Consider the following 16,039-nt stretch of genomic DNA (forward strand, 5'->3'; position numbering starts at 1 on the left):
CCATGAAGTTCACCACGCCTGCCGGCACCAACCCGATCGACCAGCTCAAGGTGATCGGCAAGCCCACGCCGCGCATCGACGGGCCGCTCAAGACCAGCGGCACCGCGCCCTATGCCTATGAGCATCACGATGTGCCCAACCCGGCCTATGGCTATATCCTCGGCTCGGCGATCGCCAAGGGGCGGATCACCGGCATGGACCTTGGTGACGCGCGCAAGGCTCCCGGTGTCCTGACGATCGTCACGGCCGACAATGCCGGCAAGCTCGGCAAGGGCAATTTCAACACCGCGAAACTGCTCGGCGGCCCCGACATCGAACATTACCATCAGGCGATCGCGATCGTCGTCGCCGAGACCTTCGAACAGGCGCGCGCCGCCGCCGCGCTGATCCGCGTCGACTATGCGCGCGAAAAGGGCGCCTTTGATCTCGCCGCGGCCAAGGGCAACGCCCCCGTCGCGAAGGACAAGGGCTCTGAAACCGCGGTCGGCGATTTCGCCGGCGCCTTTGCCGCCGCACCGGTCCAGCTCGACGCGACCTACACGACGCCCGATCACGCCCATGCGATGATGGAGCCGCACGCGACGACCGCGATGTGGACCGGCGACCAGCTCGACCTGTGGACCGCCAACCAGATGGTCGCCTGGTCGGTGGGCGACATGGCCAAGACGCTGGGCATCTCGCGCAACAACATCCGCATGCGCTCGCCGTTCATCGGCGGCGGCTTTGGCGGCAAGCTGTTCATCCGCGCCGACGTGCTGCTCGCCGCGCTCGGCGCGAAGGCGGCGAACCGGGCGGTGAAGGTCGCCCTGCCCCGCCCCTTCGTCTTCAACAACACCACACATCGGCCCGCGACGATCCAGCGCATCCGCCTCGGCGCGACGAAGGATGGCAAGCTCACTGCGATCGGCCATGAAAGCTGGTCGGGCGACTTGCCCGATGGCGGGCCGGAGACGGCGACGGGCCAGACCAAATTGCTCTATGCCGGCGCCAACCGGATGACGGCGATGCGCCTCGCGGTGCTCGACTTGCCCGAAGGCAATGCGATGCGTGCGCCCGGCGAAGCGCCCGGCCTGATGGCGCTCGAGATCGCAATGGACGAGCTGGCCGAGAAGCTCGGCATCGATCCGATCGAACTGCGCGTGATCAACGATACCCAGGTCGATCCCGAAAAGCCCGAGCGCCCCTATTCGCAGCGCCAGTTGAACGAGTGTCTGCGGATGGGCGCGGACAAGTTCGGCTGGGCGAAGCGCGCGGCGCCGGGCGCGGTGCGCGACGGGCGCTGGCTGGTCGGGATGGGCGTGGCCGCGGCGTTCCGCAACAACCTCACGATGAAGTCCGCCGCGCGCGTCCGCCTGAACGCGCAGGGCGTGGTCACGGTCGAGACCGACATGACCGATATCGGCACCGGCACCTATACGATCATCGCGCAGACCGCCGCCGAGATGATGGGCGTGCCGCTCGACAAGGTGGTGGTGAAGCTCGGCGATTCCAGCTTCCCGGTCTCCGCCGGCTCGGGCGGGCAATGGGGCGCCAACAGCTCCACTGCCGGCGTCTATGCCGCCTGCGCCAAGCTGCGCGAGACGGTGGCGCAGAAGCTCGGGTTCAACTCGGCCGATGCCGTGTTCGCCGGCGGCAAGGTGAAGAGCGGAAAGCGCGCAGTCCCCCTCGCCAACGCGGCCAAGGCCGGTGAACTCGTTGCCGAGGACGCGATGGAATATGGCGACCTCGGCAAGAAATATCAGCAGTCGACCTTCGGCGCGCATTTCGTCGAGGTTGGTGTCGATGCCGCCACCGCCGAGATCCGCATCCGCCGGATGCTCGCAGTGTGCGCGGCGGGCCGCATCCTCAATCCGGTCTCGGCGCGCAGCCAGGTGATCGGCGCGATGACGATGGGCGCCGGCGCGGCATTGATGGAGGAGCTGGCAGTCGACAAGCGCTTCGGCTTCTTCGTCAATCACGACCTCGCCGGATATGAAGTGCCGGTCCATGCCGACATTCCGCACCAGGAAGTGATCTTCCTCGACGAGACCGATCCGATGAGCTCGCCGATGAAGGCGAAGGGCGTGGGCGAGCTGGGCATTTGCGGCGTCGGCGCGGCGGTCGCCAATGCGATCTACAACGCCACCGGCGTGCGCGTGCGCGACTATCCGGTGACGCTCGACAAGCTGCTCGCCGGGATGCCCGAATTCGCCTGACCGGCTTGCAATGTAGGATTTCGCGTGTTTGCCTGATGCGGCCGGCCCCAAGCGCCGGCCGCTCTTTTACAGTGTTGGAAACATGGGACCCCGAGCGCGCAAGGATAGTGCGCGATGCGCCCGATTGTCGGCAAAAGAGGCAAATTTCACCCGCGACGCCTTCCCCTCTACGCACGAACTTCGTGAAATTTGACGAGTCGCCGCGGCGTCGGGTGTAGGATCAGCGCCCCGCAGCTTCCCGCGCCCAGCCAAGCGCGCGGTCGGCGACTTCCTCCCAGCCATCCTCGTTGCACAGGAAGTGCGAGCGCCCCGGGAATTGGTGGAATACGGTATCGGCCGGCGAGCGCAGATGCTTGCGATATGCGCCGCGCACCATCGCCGCGGGAACGGTGCGATCCTTCTCCCCCGCGATCAGCATCAACGGCGGGCGATCGGGATTGTCCCAACGCACTCTGGTGCCGATGCCGAGCACCGCCTGGAAGAAGATCCGCCCCGGCGTGGGCACGATGAACTTCTCATAGCTGTACGGCTTCTCCGCCTCGGACAGCGTCTGGGCAAAGCCGGTGGCGAAGCCGCGCTCGCTCATCTTGAGGACCCGGTTCCAGCCGTTGAATGCGGTGAACACGCCGAGCGATGTCCACACCGCCAGCGGCGTGGCGGGCACGCCGAAGGGCGGCGTCGGGTCGATCGCCACCGCCGCCGCGCCCAGCCCGCGATCGGCGAGCAACTGGACGATCAGCCCGCCGAACGAATGGCCGATCAGGATCGGCGGGTGCGGCAGCGCCTCGATCAGCGCGGCGTAATGGTCGGTGATCTCGCGCAGGCCGAGCTTGCCCAGCCGGGGATCGGGCGCCCGGCGGAGTTCGTCCACCGGGCGATCGAGATAGGGCCAGGGTGGCGCCAGCACGGTCATGCCCGCCGCCTCGAAGCGTTGTCGAAAGCGGTCCCACGAGCTCGGCGTCAGCCAGGCACCGTGGATGAGCATGACCGTGTCGGCCATCCGTTACTCCGAACTAAAGGGTAGCCGCGTCGATCAGCCCTTGATGAAGGTGAGCAGATCGGCGTTGATCACATCGGCATGGGTGGTCGCCATGCCGTGCGGATAGCCCTTGTACGTCTTGAGCGTGGCGTTCTTGAGCAGCTTGGCCGAGAGCGGGCCCGAGTCGGCATAGGGCACGACCTGGTCGTCATCGCCGTGCATCACGAGCGACGGCACGTCGATCTTCTTCAGATCGTCGGTGAAGTCAGTTTCGCTGAACGCCTTGATGCAATCGTAATGGGCCTTGATGCCGCCCATCATGCCCTGGCGATACCAGTTGTCGATCACGCCCTGGCTGATCACCGCACCCGGCCGGTTGAAGCCGTAGAACGGGCCGGTCGGGAAATCGATGTAGAGCTGCGCTCGGTTGGCGAGCACGCCGGCGCGGATGCCGTCGAACACTTCGATCGGCAGGCCGCCGGGGTTCTTGTCGCTCTTGACCATCACCGGCGGAACCGAGCCGATCAGCACCATCTTGGAGACGCGGCCCGGCTTGGCGCGCGCGACATAATGCGCCACTTCGCCGCCACCGGTCGAATGGCCGACATGCGTCACGCCCTTGACGTCGAGATGATCGGCCAGCGCGATCACGTCGGCGGCATAGGTGTCCATCTCGTTGCCCGTGTCGGTCTGGGTCGAGCGGCCATGGCCGCGGCGATCATGTGCGATCACGCGGTAGCCCTTCAGGAGGAAGAACATCATCTGGGTGTCCCAGTCGTCCGACGTGAGCGGCCAACCGTGGTGGAACCAGATCACCTGGCCGTCTTTGGGGCCCCAGTCCTTGTAGAAAAGCTCGGTGCCGTCTGCGACTTTGAAGATACCCATGAACTTGTCTCCTGCGTAGGGGGATGCGCTGGCCGGGAACGGGATGGGCAATGCCGATGCGGCGGTGAGGGCAGCCGCCCCGACCACGAATTCGCGGCGCGTGGCCTCGAAGCGCTCGTCCATCTTCATTCTCCCGCCAGATCTACCCCTTCTCATTCCCATGTGTACACGCCGAGACAAATCCCGCGCCGGTAGCCAGTCGCTACCCTTTCGGGCTACTCCAGCGCCCCGCGCATTCGTGCTAAGGGCCTCTTTTTGCCGAAATGTCGCGTGAGGGGGATCGCTTGCGACTTGCCTTGCTCATCGCCGCTGTCCTTGCGCTGTGCTGCACCGGCGCCGCCACGGCCGAAGCGCCGGGCCAGAGCATCTCGCGCTTCCTGCACGCCACCTGGACCAGCAAGGACGGCGTGCCCGCCATGGTCCAGGCGCTGGCCCAGGGGCCGGACGGCTATATCTGGGTGGGCACCGGCAATGGGCTCTACCGTTTCGACGGCGTCACCTTCGAATATGTGCCGCCCGCCCCCGACCATCCCGCCGGCTCGATCCCGGTCAGCGCACTGCTGGTGACGCGCAGTGGCGAGCTCTGGGCAGCCTATGCCGGCGGCGGCGGCGTCGAAGTCTATCGCGGCGGCCGCATGGTGCGCACCGGCATGACCGAGGCGGCGGGCGAGATCACCGAGCTGCGCCAGGACAAGAGCGGTAGGATCTGGGCCGTGGGCGGGCGCACCCACAAGGCGCTGAAGCGCTACCGGAACGGCCGCTGGGAAGCTATCGACGAGCGCTACGGCCTGCCAAACCGCGATTGGGTCTCCAGCCTCTCCGCGGCGCGCGACGGTTCGGTGTGGATCGCCACCGACAAGCAGCTCTTCATCCTGCGCGCCGGCACGAACCGCTTCGAGCCCGTCGGTCTCAAGCTGGGCTTCGGCGCCAACCTCGCGCTCGATCCCGAAGGCAATATGTGGCTTTCGGACTCGAACGGCACGCGGATGCTGCCCGACTATGCCGCGGGGGCGCATCAGGCCCGCAGCGACGTGGTGTTTCCCTTCTCCGGCCCGGTCCGCCGCACTGCGATCCTGTTCGACCGGGACGGCAATCTATGGGGCTCGAGCTTCACCAGCGGCATCTTCCAGATCGACCACGCCGCCGAGCAGTCGAGCGCCGAGGGCAGCATCTCCAGCTATCGCACCGAGAATGGCCTGACCTCGAACCAGGCGGTGTCGCTGCTCGAGGATCGCGAAGGCAATATCTGGGTGGGCACCGAGCTGGGGCTCGACCAGTTCCGCCCCGCCAATTTGTTCCGCATCGAGCCGCCGGCTGCGGGCGCGGCCGAGGGCTATTTCGTCGCCGCCGACGATGCCGGCGCGGTCTGGCTGGCGAGCGGCACGTCGCTCTACCGTGCCTTGCCCGGCCAGAAGCCGCGCCTGTTCGCCACATATGACCGCGAGATCCAGGCGCTCTGCCGGGGCGGCAATGGCTCGGTCTGGCTGAGCACTGCCGAGCGGATGATCCGGCTGCGCGGCGATCGCACCGCCGAGACGCTTGCCCTGCCCGGCGTGGGCGAAACCTATGGCTGCGCCGAGGATCGGCTCGGCCGGCTCTGGGTCGCGCGTTTCCAGCGCGGCGTGCTCGTGCGGCGGGGTAATGGCTGGCACGAGGCGAACCTTCCCCTCCCCGGCCGGCCGCAGGACATCGTGATCGACCGGGATGGCAATCCGGTGATCATCCTCGACCGCAAGGCGATCGTCCGCGTGGTGGGCACCACGGCGCGCGGCTGGACCAGCGAGCAGATCGGCGTCTCGGGCCTTACCGGCGTCTATGGCGGGCGCAGCGGCATGCTGGTGGCCGGTGGCGGCGGGCTGGCGCGCTGGCGCAATGGCCGGTTCGAACGGCTGGCGATCGCCGATCATCCCTGGTTGCGCGGCGTGCGCGGCGTGGTGCAGACCGCGGCGGGCGAGACCTGGATGGTCAACAATACCGGCCTGCTCAAGCTCAAGACCGCCGATCTCGACCGCGCCTTCACCCGTCCCCGCGATCCGATCCCGCACGACCTGTTCGACGAGCAGGACGGGCTGTCGAGCCGAACCCAGCGCGGCGATGGCCTGCAGATCGATGCGGGCGGCGATGGTCAGCTCTGGTTCCTCACCCGGCAGAGCGTGATGCGGATCAACCCCGCCCGGCTGGTACGCAACGCCGTCGGGCCGCCCGTGGCGATCCGATCGCTGACCGCCGATGGCCAGCGCCATGTCGATCCCACCCAAATCGCCCTGCCCGCCGGCAAGACCAATTTGTCGATCGAATATACCGGGCTCAGCTTCTCGGTGCCGAGCAGGGTGCGCTTCCGCTACATGCTGGAGGGCGTGGATAAGGGCTGGATCGATCCCGGTACGCGCCGCCAAGCTTTCTACACCAACCTCGATCCGGGCACCTATCGCTTCCGGGTGATGGCATCGAACAATGACGGGGTGTGGAACCCCAATCCCGCCACGCTCGAATTCACCATCCCACCCACCTTCCTGCAAAGCCCCTGGTTCGCGCTGCTGGTGGCGGTCGCACTCGCGGCGCTGTTCCTGCTGCTCTACCACGTGAAGGTGCGCACCATGGCCGGGCATATGCGGGTGCGGATGCGCGAGCGGCTGGCCGAGCGCGAGCGGATTGCGCGGGAACTGCACGACACGCTGCTCCAGGGCGTGCAGGCGCTGATCCTGCGCTTCCAGCTCGTCGCCGACGACATCTCGCCCGAGGACCCGTCGCGCCGCGCGCTCGAGCAGGCGCTCGACCGTGCCGACACGGTGCTCGCCGAGGGGCGCGACCGGGTGCGCGACCTGCGGATGATCGGCGGCTCGGACGATATCGAGCACATGATCCTCGAGATCGCCCGCAAGCAGGTCTTCCCTCCCGCGACGCAGATCTCGATAGTCACCGAAGGCGAGCCCCGGCCGCTCGATCCGCTGGTGTGGGACGAGGTGGCGCGGATCGCCAACGAGGCGCTGTTCAACATCTGGCGCCACGCCCAGGCCAAGCAGATCGGGATCCGGATCGGCTTCCAGCCCGACCGCTTCTCGGTGCGCTTCCGCGACGACGGTGTCGGCATCTCCGAAGACATCTTGCATAAAGGGCGGCGCGACGGGCATTTCGGGTTGCCGGGGATGCAGGAGCGCGCTGCCAAGATCCAGTCGCGGCTGGTGGTGCAGCGCGCGCCCGGCGGCGGCACCGAAGTGAACCTGATCGTCCCCACGACGATCGCCTATTCGACGACGCGGCGCAGCAAGTGGCGCACCCTGGTGACTGGAGGCAGAATTGGCTGAATCAGCATTGGCAACCCGGACCGTGCGCGTGATGGTGGTCGACGATCATCCGATGCTGCGCGAGGGCATCGTGGCGGTGGTCGAGCGCCAGGCCGACATGGAGATCGTCGGCGAGGCGCGGGACGGTGCTGAGGCCGTAGAGCTATACCGCACGCTCCAGCCCGACGTCACGCTGATGGACATCCAGATGCCGGGGATGGACGGGGTGGAGGCGATCGGCGCGATCCGCCGCGAATTCCCCGCCGCCCAGTTCGTGGTGCTCACCACCTATCCGGGCGACACGCATGCGCTCAGGGCGCTGCGGGCCGGCGCAACCGGCTATCTGCTCAAGAGCTGCATCCGCAAGGACCTGCTCGACACGATCCGCGCCGTCCATGCCGGCCGCCGCGCGATCGCTGCCGATGTCGCGCAGGAGATCGCGCTCCACGCTTTCGATGACCGTCTGAGCGAGCGCGAGACCGACATCCTGCGACTGGTGGCGGAGGGCCATCCCAACAAGCAGATCGCCTGGCGGCTGACGCTCTCCACCGACACGGTGAAGGCGCATCTGAAGAACATCTTCGCCAAGCTCGATGTGGCCGATCGCACCCACGCCGTGATCGTCGCGGCGCGACGCGGGTTCATCGAGATCTGACGCTTTCCTACATCGCGCGCCGGGCCGACTCGGCAGAGGCCATGCCGGAGCTGCCCAAACTTCACGATCCTCGCGCGGGGAAGGCATGGGTGAGGCGTGAAGTTCGCGGCGTTCCGCAACATCGTTGCGCGGGCGCGATCCTATCTTTCCAACAGCGTCAAGAGCGGTCGGAACCCAGCCCCGACCGCGCGAGCCCAGCAGGCGAAATCCTACATTGCAAGCCTCGCGACCTGCTTCGCCTAGTGTTCGCGGAACGAGGACCAGAAGCTGCCGAGCAGCGGCTCCAATGCATAGTCGAGCGCGGTGCGCTTGCGCAGCGGGACCAGGACCTGGACCGGCATGCCGGCGCGCAGCGCGAAATCCTTGCCACGCACGTCCTGGATGATCTTCAGCTGGTCATAGGGGACGATCACCTCGCCCGTGAAATAACTCTGCCCCGACTTCTCGTCGGTGAAGCTGTCGGCCGAGACGCGGGAGAGCTTGCCCTCGAGATTGGGCAAGGTCCGCTCGTGAAGGCCGGAGAATTTCACGAGCGCGCGCTGGCCGACATGAAGATCATCGGCATCGTCGGGCGCGATACGGGCCTGGATGACCAGCGGCGCGCGCTCGGGGACGATCTCCATCAGCTTCTGTCCCGGCGCGATCACGCCGCCGGGGGTGAACACCGAAAGGCCCACCACCGCGCCGGTTGCGGGCGCGCGGATCGCGGTGCGCTCGAGCTGGTCGCGCGCGGCGGTCCATTTGGGGAGGATCTCGCCCAGGCTGGTCTCGACTTCGCGCAGATCCGACGCGGTGCGCTCGCGGAAGGTGCGCTCGGCCTCGAGCGCCTGAAGCTGGCTCTCGCGCGCCGCGCCGCGGGTCTGGGCGACGCTGGCGCTATACTGGCCACCCTGCCCCTGCAGCTCGGCGCGGGCGCGCTCGAGATCGCGCATCCGGGTCTGCGAGACGAAGCCCTTGTCGGCGAGCGGCTTCAACGCGGAGATCTGGTCATTGATGATGCGAAGCTGCTCCTTTGCCGCCACGGCCTGCTCGCCATAGCCCTTGCCCTGCTCGCCCGACTGGGCGACGCGCTGGCCAAGCGCCCCGCGCTGCGCCGAGAGCACGGAGCTTCGCGCGGAAAGTTCGGTCTGCTGGAGGCGCAACGCCAGATCGGCCTCCGCGCGATCTTCGGGGTGGAGCGATGCGAATTGCGGCGGCGCGATGATGGTCGCGCGGCCGAGTTGCTCGGCTTCCAACCGGGCACGCTGGGCGAGCAGGCGGATCGCCTGAGAGGCGAGCGCCCGCTCCTGCGCGCGCACTTCGGCGGCAGCGAGCTCGACTAGCAGCTGCCCGCGCTCGACACGCTGGCCTTCGCGCACATAGATCTTGCCGACGACGCCGCCATCGCGGTGCTGGACCGACTGACGCTGCCCCGAGACGACGAGCGTGCCGGGCGCATAGGCGGCGGCATCGAGTCGCATGAAGGCGGCCCAGCCGACAAACACCACGAAGAAGAGCGCGGCGATGATCACGCCGGTGCGGATGTCGCTGCGCGGATCGGCGACCGCCGCCGCCGGCGCTGCAACCACGTCGCCGGCGGGTGGGAGCAACGTCATGCTCATGCCTTGCCTCCCGCTGTGGCAGGCACGCGACGCACGGTTTGCGGCGCGATCTTGGGCAGTATCTCGTCGCGCGTGCCGAACATGTCGACCCGGCCGTCGCGCAGCACCAGGATCTTGTCGATCACCGGCAGGATCCCGAGCTTGTGCGAGACGATCAGCACGGTGCGCCCCTCGGCCTTGAGCGCAGCGAGCGCGGCGACCAGCGCGGAATCGCCTTCCTGATCGAGATGCGCGTTGGGCTCATCGAGGATCAGGATCGCCGGATCGCCATAGACGGCGCGGGCAAGCCCGATGCGCTGTGCCTGCCCCGCCGACAGGCCACGCCCGCCGAGCTTGAGCTGATGGTCATAGCCGTTCGGCAAGCGGCGGATCAGCGCATCGGCGCCGACCTTGCCCGAAGCGGCAACCACCGCCGCGTCGATCGTCGTACGCTCTTCGCCGCGTTCGCCGGCGAAGCGAGCGATGTTCTCGGCGACGGTGCCGGCGAACAGCACCGCGTCCTGCGGCAGATAGCCGAGGTGGCCCGCGAGCGTTTCCGGGTTCCAGTCCCGTGCATCGGCACCATCGAAGCGGATCGTGCCGCGATCGGCGAGCATCGCGCCGGCGATCGCGCGGACCAGAGTCGACTTGCCTGCGCCGCTGGGGCCGACAATCGCGACGACTTGGCCGGGCGCGACCTGAAGCGAGACATTGTTGAGGATCGCGCCGTCGCGCGTGTCGTTGAGGACGGTCACGCCCTCGAGCAGGATCGCACCGCGCGGCGGCGGCAGCCGGGTGGGCTCGCCCGTGGCAACTGCGCCGTCGAGCAGCGCGCCCAGGCTCTCATAGCTTTGCTGCGCCTGGACGATCGTCTTCCACGTGCCGATCAGCTGCTCGATCGGTGCGAGCGCGCGCGCGATCAGAAACGACGAGGCGAAGATCGCGCCGGCCGAGATCAGATTATCGACCGCGAGCAGCGCGCCCAGGCCGAGAGCCAGCGACTGGAGCGCGAGCCGAGTGAACTTGGTGGCAGTGAGAAAGCCGCCCGCGGCGAAGCTCGCCTCGGTCTGCGCGGTGAGCATCGCCTCGCGCTGGCGGAGCTGACGCCGGACCATCGCCTCACGCATGCCGAGCGCACGAACGCTGTCGCTGGCGGCGAGCAGCGCGTCCTGGCTGGCATAGGAACCCGACGCGATCGCCTGTGCGCGGTCGAGCCGCTTGCGGGTCGCGCGCTCATTGCCCCAGGCGAGCAGCGGCAGCACGGTACAGCCGAGGATCGCGACCAGCCCGATGAACGGATGCACCAGGAAGCAGACCAGGATGTAGATCGGAATCCAGGGCGCATCGAACAGCGCCAGGATGCCGGCGCCGGTGAGCGTACCGCGCAGCGTGTCGAACTCGCGCAGTGCCTGGCGGGCGAAGGGTAGCTCGGGTCGGCCCAGCGTCGCGTCGAGTATCAGTGGCGCGAGTGCCGCATCAAGCTGCACGCCCGCGCGCACCAGCAGCCGACTGCGGATCCGATCGAGCAGCGAGAGCGTGCCCAGCGCAAAGATCAGTACCAGGGTGAGGAACAACAGTGTCTGCAGGCCCTGGGTGGGCACCACCCGGTCATAGACCTGCAGCATGTACAGCGTCGGCACGATGTAGAGCAGGTTGATCAGCGCGCTGAAGCCCGCGGCCGCCACGAAATGGCGGCGGCACAGCGCCAAGGCGGCGCGCATCGTACCGAGCGCGGCGAGGTCTTTCATTCGGATCGCCCCCAACGGACAGCCGCGCGACCCGTGGGATCGCGCGGCGCCGATGCTGTCAGTGCATTGTCGTTGTTGATCAAATCATAGTCCGTGGGTCAGGTCCAGCAGCCTGCCGTGCGAGAACAGATCGTCGAGGAAATCGCCGACCGTGTCGAGCACGCCGCCAAGGCCCGGCTGGTGGTCCGAATAATAATCCGGCGAACCATATTTGACCAGCTTCGGATCGGACACGCCGAGCAGAGTCACGGTGCCGCCGACACTGAGCGTGAGGACGAGATCCTTGACGCCGTCACGATTGACGTCGGAGACCCTGGAGCTGCGGACGGTCACGCCGTCGTCGAGGATGATCTTGTCCTCGGCGGTGTTGAAGTCGGCGATCAGGTCGTTGCCGTCGACGCGGCCGAAGTGGAAGCTGTCCGCCCCTGCCCCGCCATAGAGCGTGTCGTCGCCGAGCCCGCCGAACAGCACGTCATTGCCGGCGCCGCCCCAGAGCGTGTCATTGCCCAGATCGCCGAACAGCACGTCGTTGCCGTCGCCGCCGTCGAGCTTGTCGTTGCCGAGCCCGCCGTTGAGCAGGTCATGGCCGCCCATGCCGTAGAGCGTGTCATTACCCAGGCCGCCCGACAGGCTGTCTTCGCCCGCCGTGCCGTTCAACGTATCGGAGAAGATCGTGCCGGTGCGGGTGACGCCGTCGGCGATGCCCTTGACCGTCACGTCGACCGTGGCGGTGCTCGTCAGGCCGTTGCCGTCGGTGACGGTGTAGGTGAAGTGATCGATCGCAGTGGCGCCGGTGGCCAGCGCGTCGAACGCATCGGCATCGGCGACATATTGCAGCGACTGGTGCGCCGCATCGAAGACGAGATGGCCGAGCGTGCCGCTGGTGTTCACCGAGGTGATTGTCAGCGGGTTGCCATCCGGATCGCGATCATTGCCGAGCAGGGCCGTCCAGAGGTTGGCGGTGGTCGCGTCCTCGTTGACCGCGACCGCATCGCGCTGCGCCACCGGCGCCTCGTTGACGTCAGTCACTGCGATGGTGAAGCCGTGCTGGCTGGTGAGGCCGCCGGTATCGGTCGCGCGGACGGTGATGCCGTAGCTCGCCGCCGCCTCGTGATCGAGCGCCGCGGTGGTGGTGATCACGCCGGTCGCCGCGTCGATCGCGAACAGGCCGTTCGCATTGTCGACCAGCGAGAAGGTGACGTGGTCGTTCGCCGTGTCGCTCGCCGAGGCGGTGCCGACGACGCTGCCCGCGGGCAGGTTCTCGGCCACGCTGGCATTGCTCAACGTCACTTCGCTCGGTGCGCGGCCGAGATAGAGCAAGGCGACCTGCGGATCGTGATCGGTCGGGCGGCTGCCGCCGAACTGCGCGTTCAGATGGACCGAGTCATAGCCTGCGCCGCCGACCAGTCCGCTGGTGACCAGGATGTTGTCGATCTGCTGGGCATTGCCCTCGAACATGTAGCTGTAGCGCTCGCCCTCGGGCAGCAGCGAGTTGAGGTTGGTCAGCACGCCGCCCTGCGCCGGATCGGTGAGCTGGGTCTGGGCATTCTCGAAATAGAAGCCGTTCCAGTCGCCGAGCACCGCGATGTTGAGCGCGGGGTTATCGGCGAGATGCTCCTGGATATAGGCCTGCACGCCTGCCGCCTGCGCGGTGCGCGCGGCATCGCCGGCATCGGCCGCGGGCTGGTTGGCGCCCTGGAGCGGCTCGCTGCCGAGGCGCGAGGTCAGATGGACGTTGATCGTGGTAATCGTCTGGCCGGCGAAGCTGAACTGCGCGACTAGCGGGCTGCGCGTGCCGGCATAGGCGGCGCCGGGGACCAGCTCGGCGCTGCCCTCGACATAATCGACGCGGTCGATGTTGTAGAGATAGCCGTTGCGGATGTTGCCCCCGCTCTCGCCGCCGGTCGTGCCGGCAGCGCTCGGCGCGATCTCGATATAGGCATAGTGCAGGCCAGAGGTGGCGTAGATCGCGTCGATCAGGCCCTGGGCGGTGACGGTACCCGACAGGTCCGGGCCATTGCCGGCGCCGTCGGCGTCCTGGATCTCCTGCACCGCGATGATGTCCGGCGCGTGGAGATTGTAGACGATGTCGCTCGCCAGGATGTCGAACTTGTGGTCCGACGTGTCGAGATTCTCGAGATTATAGGTCGCGATCGAGAGGTGGTTGGCGTCGCCGGCGAGCGTGGTCGTCTCGCGGGTCAGCGTGGTGTCGTTGGTGACGGTGACGGCATCGGTGACCAGCACTTCATAGGCATCGAACGAATAGTTCACGATGCCGGTGACGCTGCTCAGCTGGTCGCCGATCGTGTAGTCCGGGTGGAAGCCCGAGAAGATCGCGCTGTCGTCGTCGATCTGGATCTTCTCGGGGTTATAGTCGCCGTCCGAAATGGTGATGCCGCCGCGATCGTTCATGCCCGTCGCGCCGACGCCGTGCGAGGCGACTACGTCGGTCTCGCCGAAATCGGTGGTGTTCGACACTGCCTGGGGCGTGTCGATCGTCACGCGCATCCCTTCGAGCGATTCCCAGAAATCGAGGCCGTCATGCGCAGGATCGAAGCTGGTGAGATGATCGTCGTCGAGGCTGTGGTTCGGCGGCAGGATGCCACCGACGCCGATCAGCACCGCGGCGGGTAGCGCGTTGCCGGTGCTCTCCACGGTGAACGTCGGCGTGACGATCTCGGTGACCGTCAGCCCGGCATCGTCGCCGGCAAATTCGGAGACAGTGCCGCGCACCGACAGACCGTCGCCGACATGGACGGTGGGCGCGGTGTTGGTGAAGACGAAGATGCCGTCCGACGTCGCCGAATTGCCGTCGCCCACCGCCGACTGGAGGTAGAAGCCGTTGCTGTCGACCGCGGTGACGATGCCTGTGGTGATCACCGTCTGGTTCACATAGGCGGAGAGATGCCCCGCGCCCTGGATCGCGCCGATGCTCAGCGCGATCGGATCGTCATTGGTGATCGTGCCGGTGGCATGGGCGTCGTCGATCACGACGTTCGCGGAGGCCGGCGAGATCGTGACCGAGAGCGTCTCATTGCCCTCCCCCACCGTGTCGCCGTTGATCGGCACGGTGATCGTGCGGGTGAACTCGCCGGCGGCGAAGGTCACCGTGCCCGAGAGCGCGGCACCGGCGCCGAGATCGTCGGCGGTCGCGGTGCCGTCGAGGCTGATCGTGTAATTGGCGCTGGCGGCGGAAGCCTGGCCGCCTGAGCGGTGGACAGTGAACACCAGGTTGGTGGTGCCGCTGTCGCCCTCGACCACGCGCGCATCGTCGACGCGCAGATGGCTGTCGCCGGTCGCGGGCAGGAAGCCCTGGCCTGCGTTGACGCTGCCGAAGCTCTGCGCGGCGCCTTCGACCCAGTGGAAGTCCGCCGCGCTCGAGCCGGTGCCGACGAGCTGGAGCGACAGGCCCGGTGCCGGGGCCGGCTCTTCGGACACGCCGATATCGGTGCTGGTGACGCCCGCCGCCGGGGTGCCGGCCGCAGCGGTGAAGGTGCCCTCATAGGACAGGAGCTGGATCACGGTGCCGTCGGGGCCGATCAGCGCGATGCCGTCGATGTCGCCGTTCTGCAGGCCGTTCACCGGATAGCTGATCGAGACCGCGCCGAAGCCATTGCCTTCGTCGTCGATCACGCCGGTGAGGTTGGTGGTGGCGTAGGTCGGCGCGGCGTTTGGCGTGTTGGTGCCGTTGTAGAGTACCAGCTTGTAGCCGCTCAGATCGGTGCCCGCGACGCCGGCGATCTCGATCGCCTCTCCGACATCGGTGCCGGCATTGTCATAGTGAATCTCGTTGATGAACACGTTCGCCGGGGGCGCGGGCGGCGCCACATCGTCATTGGTGATCGTGCCGGTCGCGCTGGCGTCGGACAGCGTGACGCCGCCCGTGGGGTTGCTCAGCGTCACGGTGAAGCTCTCATTCTGCTCGAACGCGGCGTCGCCCTGCACGGCGATGCGCACCTCTGCCGTTGTCGCGCCATCGGCGAAGGTCACGGTGCCGGTGGTCGGCGCGCCTGCACCGAAATCGGCGGCGTCGGTGGTGCCCGGCGCGAGCGTCCAGGTCGCCGAGACCGCGCCCGCGCTGCCGCCCGAACGGGTGACGGTGAAGACGATGTCGTGGGTGCCGCTATTGCCCTCCGCCGTGGTCGCATCGGCGATGCTCAGCGCACCGGCGAGAGGCGGCGCAACGCCGCCGAAGCTCTGGCCGTTGTTCACGCCGGCCGGGGTCTGGCCCGAGATCACTGCCCAGTGGAAATCCTCGGCCGTGGTGCCGCTGCCGACCAGGCCGATCGAGGTGTTGCTCTGCGTGCCATCCTCATAAACGCCGCTGCCGACATTGACGCTGGTCATGCCCGCCGCCGGGCCGCTCGCCGCGGTGAAGGTGCCTTCCCAGCTGAGGAACTGGACGACATTGCCCGCCGCATCGACGAGCGCGACACCGTCCGGCTCGCCATTGGCGCCGCTGCCGCCATTCTGGATGCCATTGGCCGGATAGGCGATGCGAATCGTGCCGAAGCCGTTCTGCTGATCGCCGACGACGCCGCTCAGATTGGTGGTGGTGTAGGCGGAGCGCTGCGTGGGGCTGCCATTGTAGAGGACGATCTTCCAGCCGGTCAGATCGGTGCCCGCGGGCGCCGCGATCTCGACGAATTCGCCGCTGTCGGTGCCGTCATTGTCGTAATGGATTTCGTTGATGAAGACGTTGGTCGGCATCGA

General features: G+C 67.5%; 8 protein-coding genes. 3 read left to right on the forward strand and 5 right to left on the reverse strand.

Annotated features, from left to right (window positions below; all coding sequences use genetic code 11):
- Positions 1-2 precede the first annotated feature (2 nt).
- The gene (paoC, locus tag HZY97_RS05990; RefSeq protein WP_180141506.1) at positions 3-2,195 is read left to right on the forward strand and encodes an aldehyde oxidoreductase molybdenum-binding subunit PaoC; all 2,193 of its coding nucleotides are present in this window, start codon (positions 3-5) and stop codon (positions 2,193-2,195) included.
- Positions 2,196-2,415: 220 nt separating this feature from the next.
- On the opposite strand, the gene HZY97_RS05995 is transcribed toward paoC, so the two are convergent.
- Together HZY97_RS05995 and HZY97_RS06000 are read right to left on the reverse strand one after the other, a co-directional pair.
- Positions 2,416-3,195: an alpha/beta hydrolase gene (locus HZY97_RS05995; RefSeq protein ID WP_180141508.1), complete on the reverse strand. Its 780-nt coding sequence runs from the start codon at positions 3,193-3,195 to the stop codon at positions 2,416-2,418.
- Between the two features lie 33 nt (positions 3,196-3,228).
- On the reverse strand, positions 3,229-4,059 hold the full coding sequence (locus HZY97_RS06000) for an alpha/beta fold hydrolase (protein WP_257214886.1): 831 nt from the start codon (positions 4,057-4,059) through the stop codon (positions 3,229-3,231).
- Between the two features lie 296 nt (positions 4,060-4,355).
- Here HZY97_RS06000 and HZY97_RS06005 point away from each other — a divergent pair, with 296 nt between their 5' ends.
- Positions 4,356-7,364, forward strand: a complete 3,009-nt coding sequence (locus HZY97_RS06005) for a sensor histidine kinase (protein ID WP_180141512.1) — start codon at positions 4,356-4,358, stop codon at positions 7,362-7,364.
- 7 nt (positions 7,365-7,371) lie between these two features.
- Positions 7,372-7,998: a response regulator transcription factor gene (locus HZY97_RS06010; protein WP_306670046.1), complete on the forward strand. Its 627-nt coding sequence runs from the start codon at positions 7,372-7,374 to the stop codon at positions 7,996-7,998.
- 239 nt (positions 7,999-8,237) lie between these two features.
- Here HZY97_RS06010 and HZY97_RS06015 read toward each other — a convergent pair whose 3' ends face one another.
- The 3 genes from HZY97_RS06015 to HZY97_RS06025 all read right to left on the reverse strand — a co-directional run bounded on the left by HZY97_RS06015 (position 8,238) and on the right by HZY97_RS06025 (position 16,036).
- Positions 8,238-9,599 (reverse strand): HlyD family type I secretion periplasmic adaptor subunit, encoded by a 1,362-nt coding sequence (locus tag HZY97_RS06015; RefSeq protein WP_180141514.1) that lies wholly within the window; start codon positions 9,597-9,599, stop codon positions 8,238-8,240.
- The gene (locus tag HZY97_RS06020) at positions 9,596-11,326 is read right to left on the reverse strand and encodes a type I secretion system permease/ATPase (RefSeq protein WP_257214887.1); all 1,731 of its coding nucleotides are present in this window, start codon (positions 11,324-11,326) and stop codon (positions 9,596-9,598) included. Before HZY97_RS06020 ends, HZY97_RS06015 begins: the two co-directional genes overlap by 4 nt.
- Positions 11,327-11,410: 84 nt before the next feature.
- Entirely contained in the window at positions 11,411-16,036 is a 4,626-nt protein-coding gene (locus HZY97_RS06025; protein WP_180141516.1) for an Ig-like domain-containing protein, read from the reverse strand.
- Positions 16,037-16,039 lie beyond the last annotated feature (3 nt).

It is taken from the genome of Sphingomonas sp. R-74633 (assembly GCF_013416555.1).
Taxonomy (GTDB): domain Bacteria; phylum Pseudomonadota; class Alphaproteobacteria; order Sphingomonadales; family Sphingomonadaceae; genus Sphingomonas.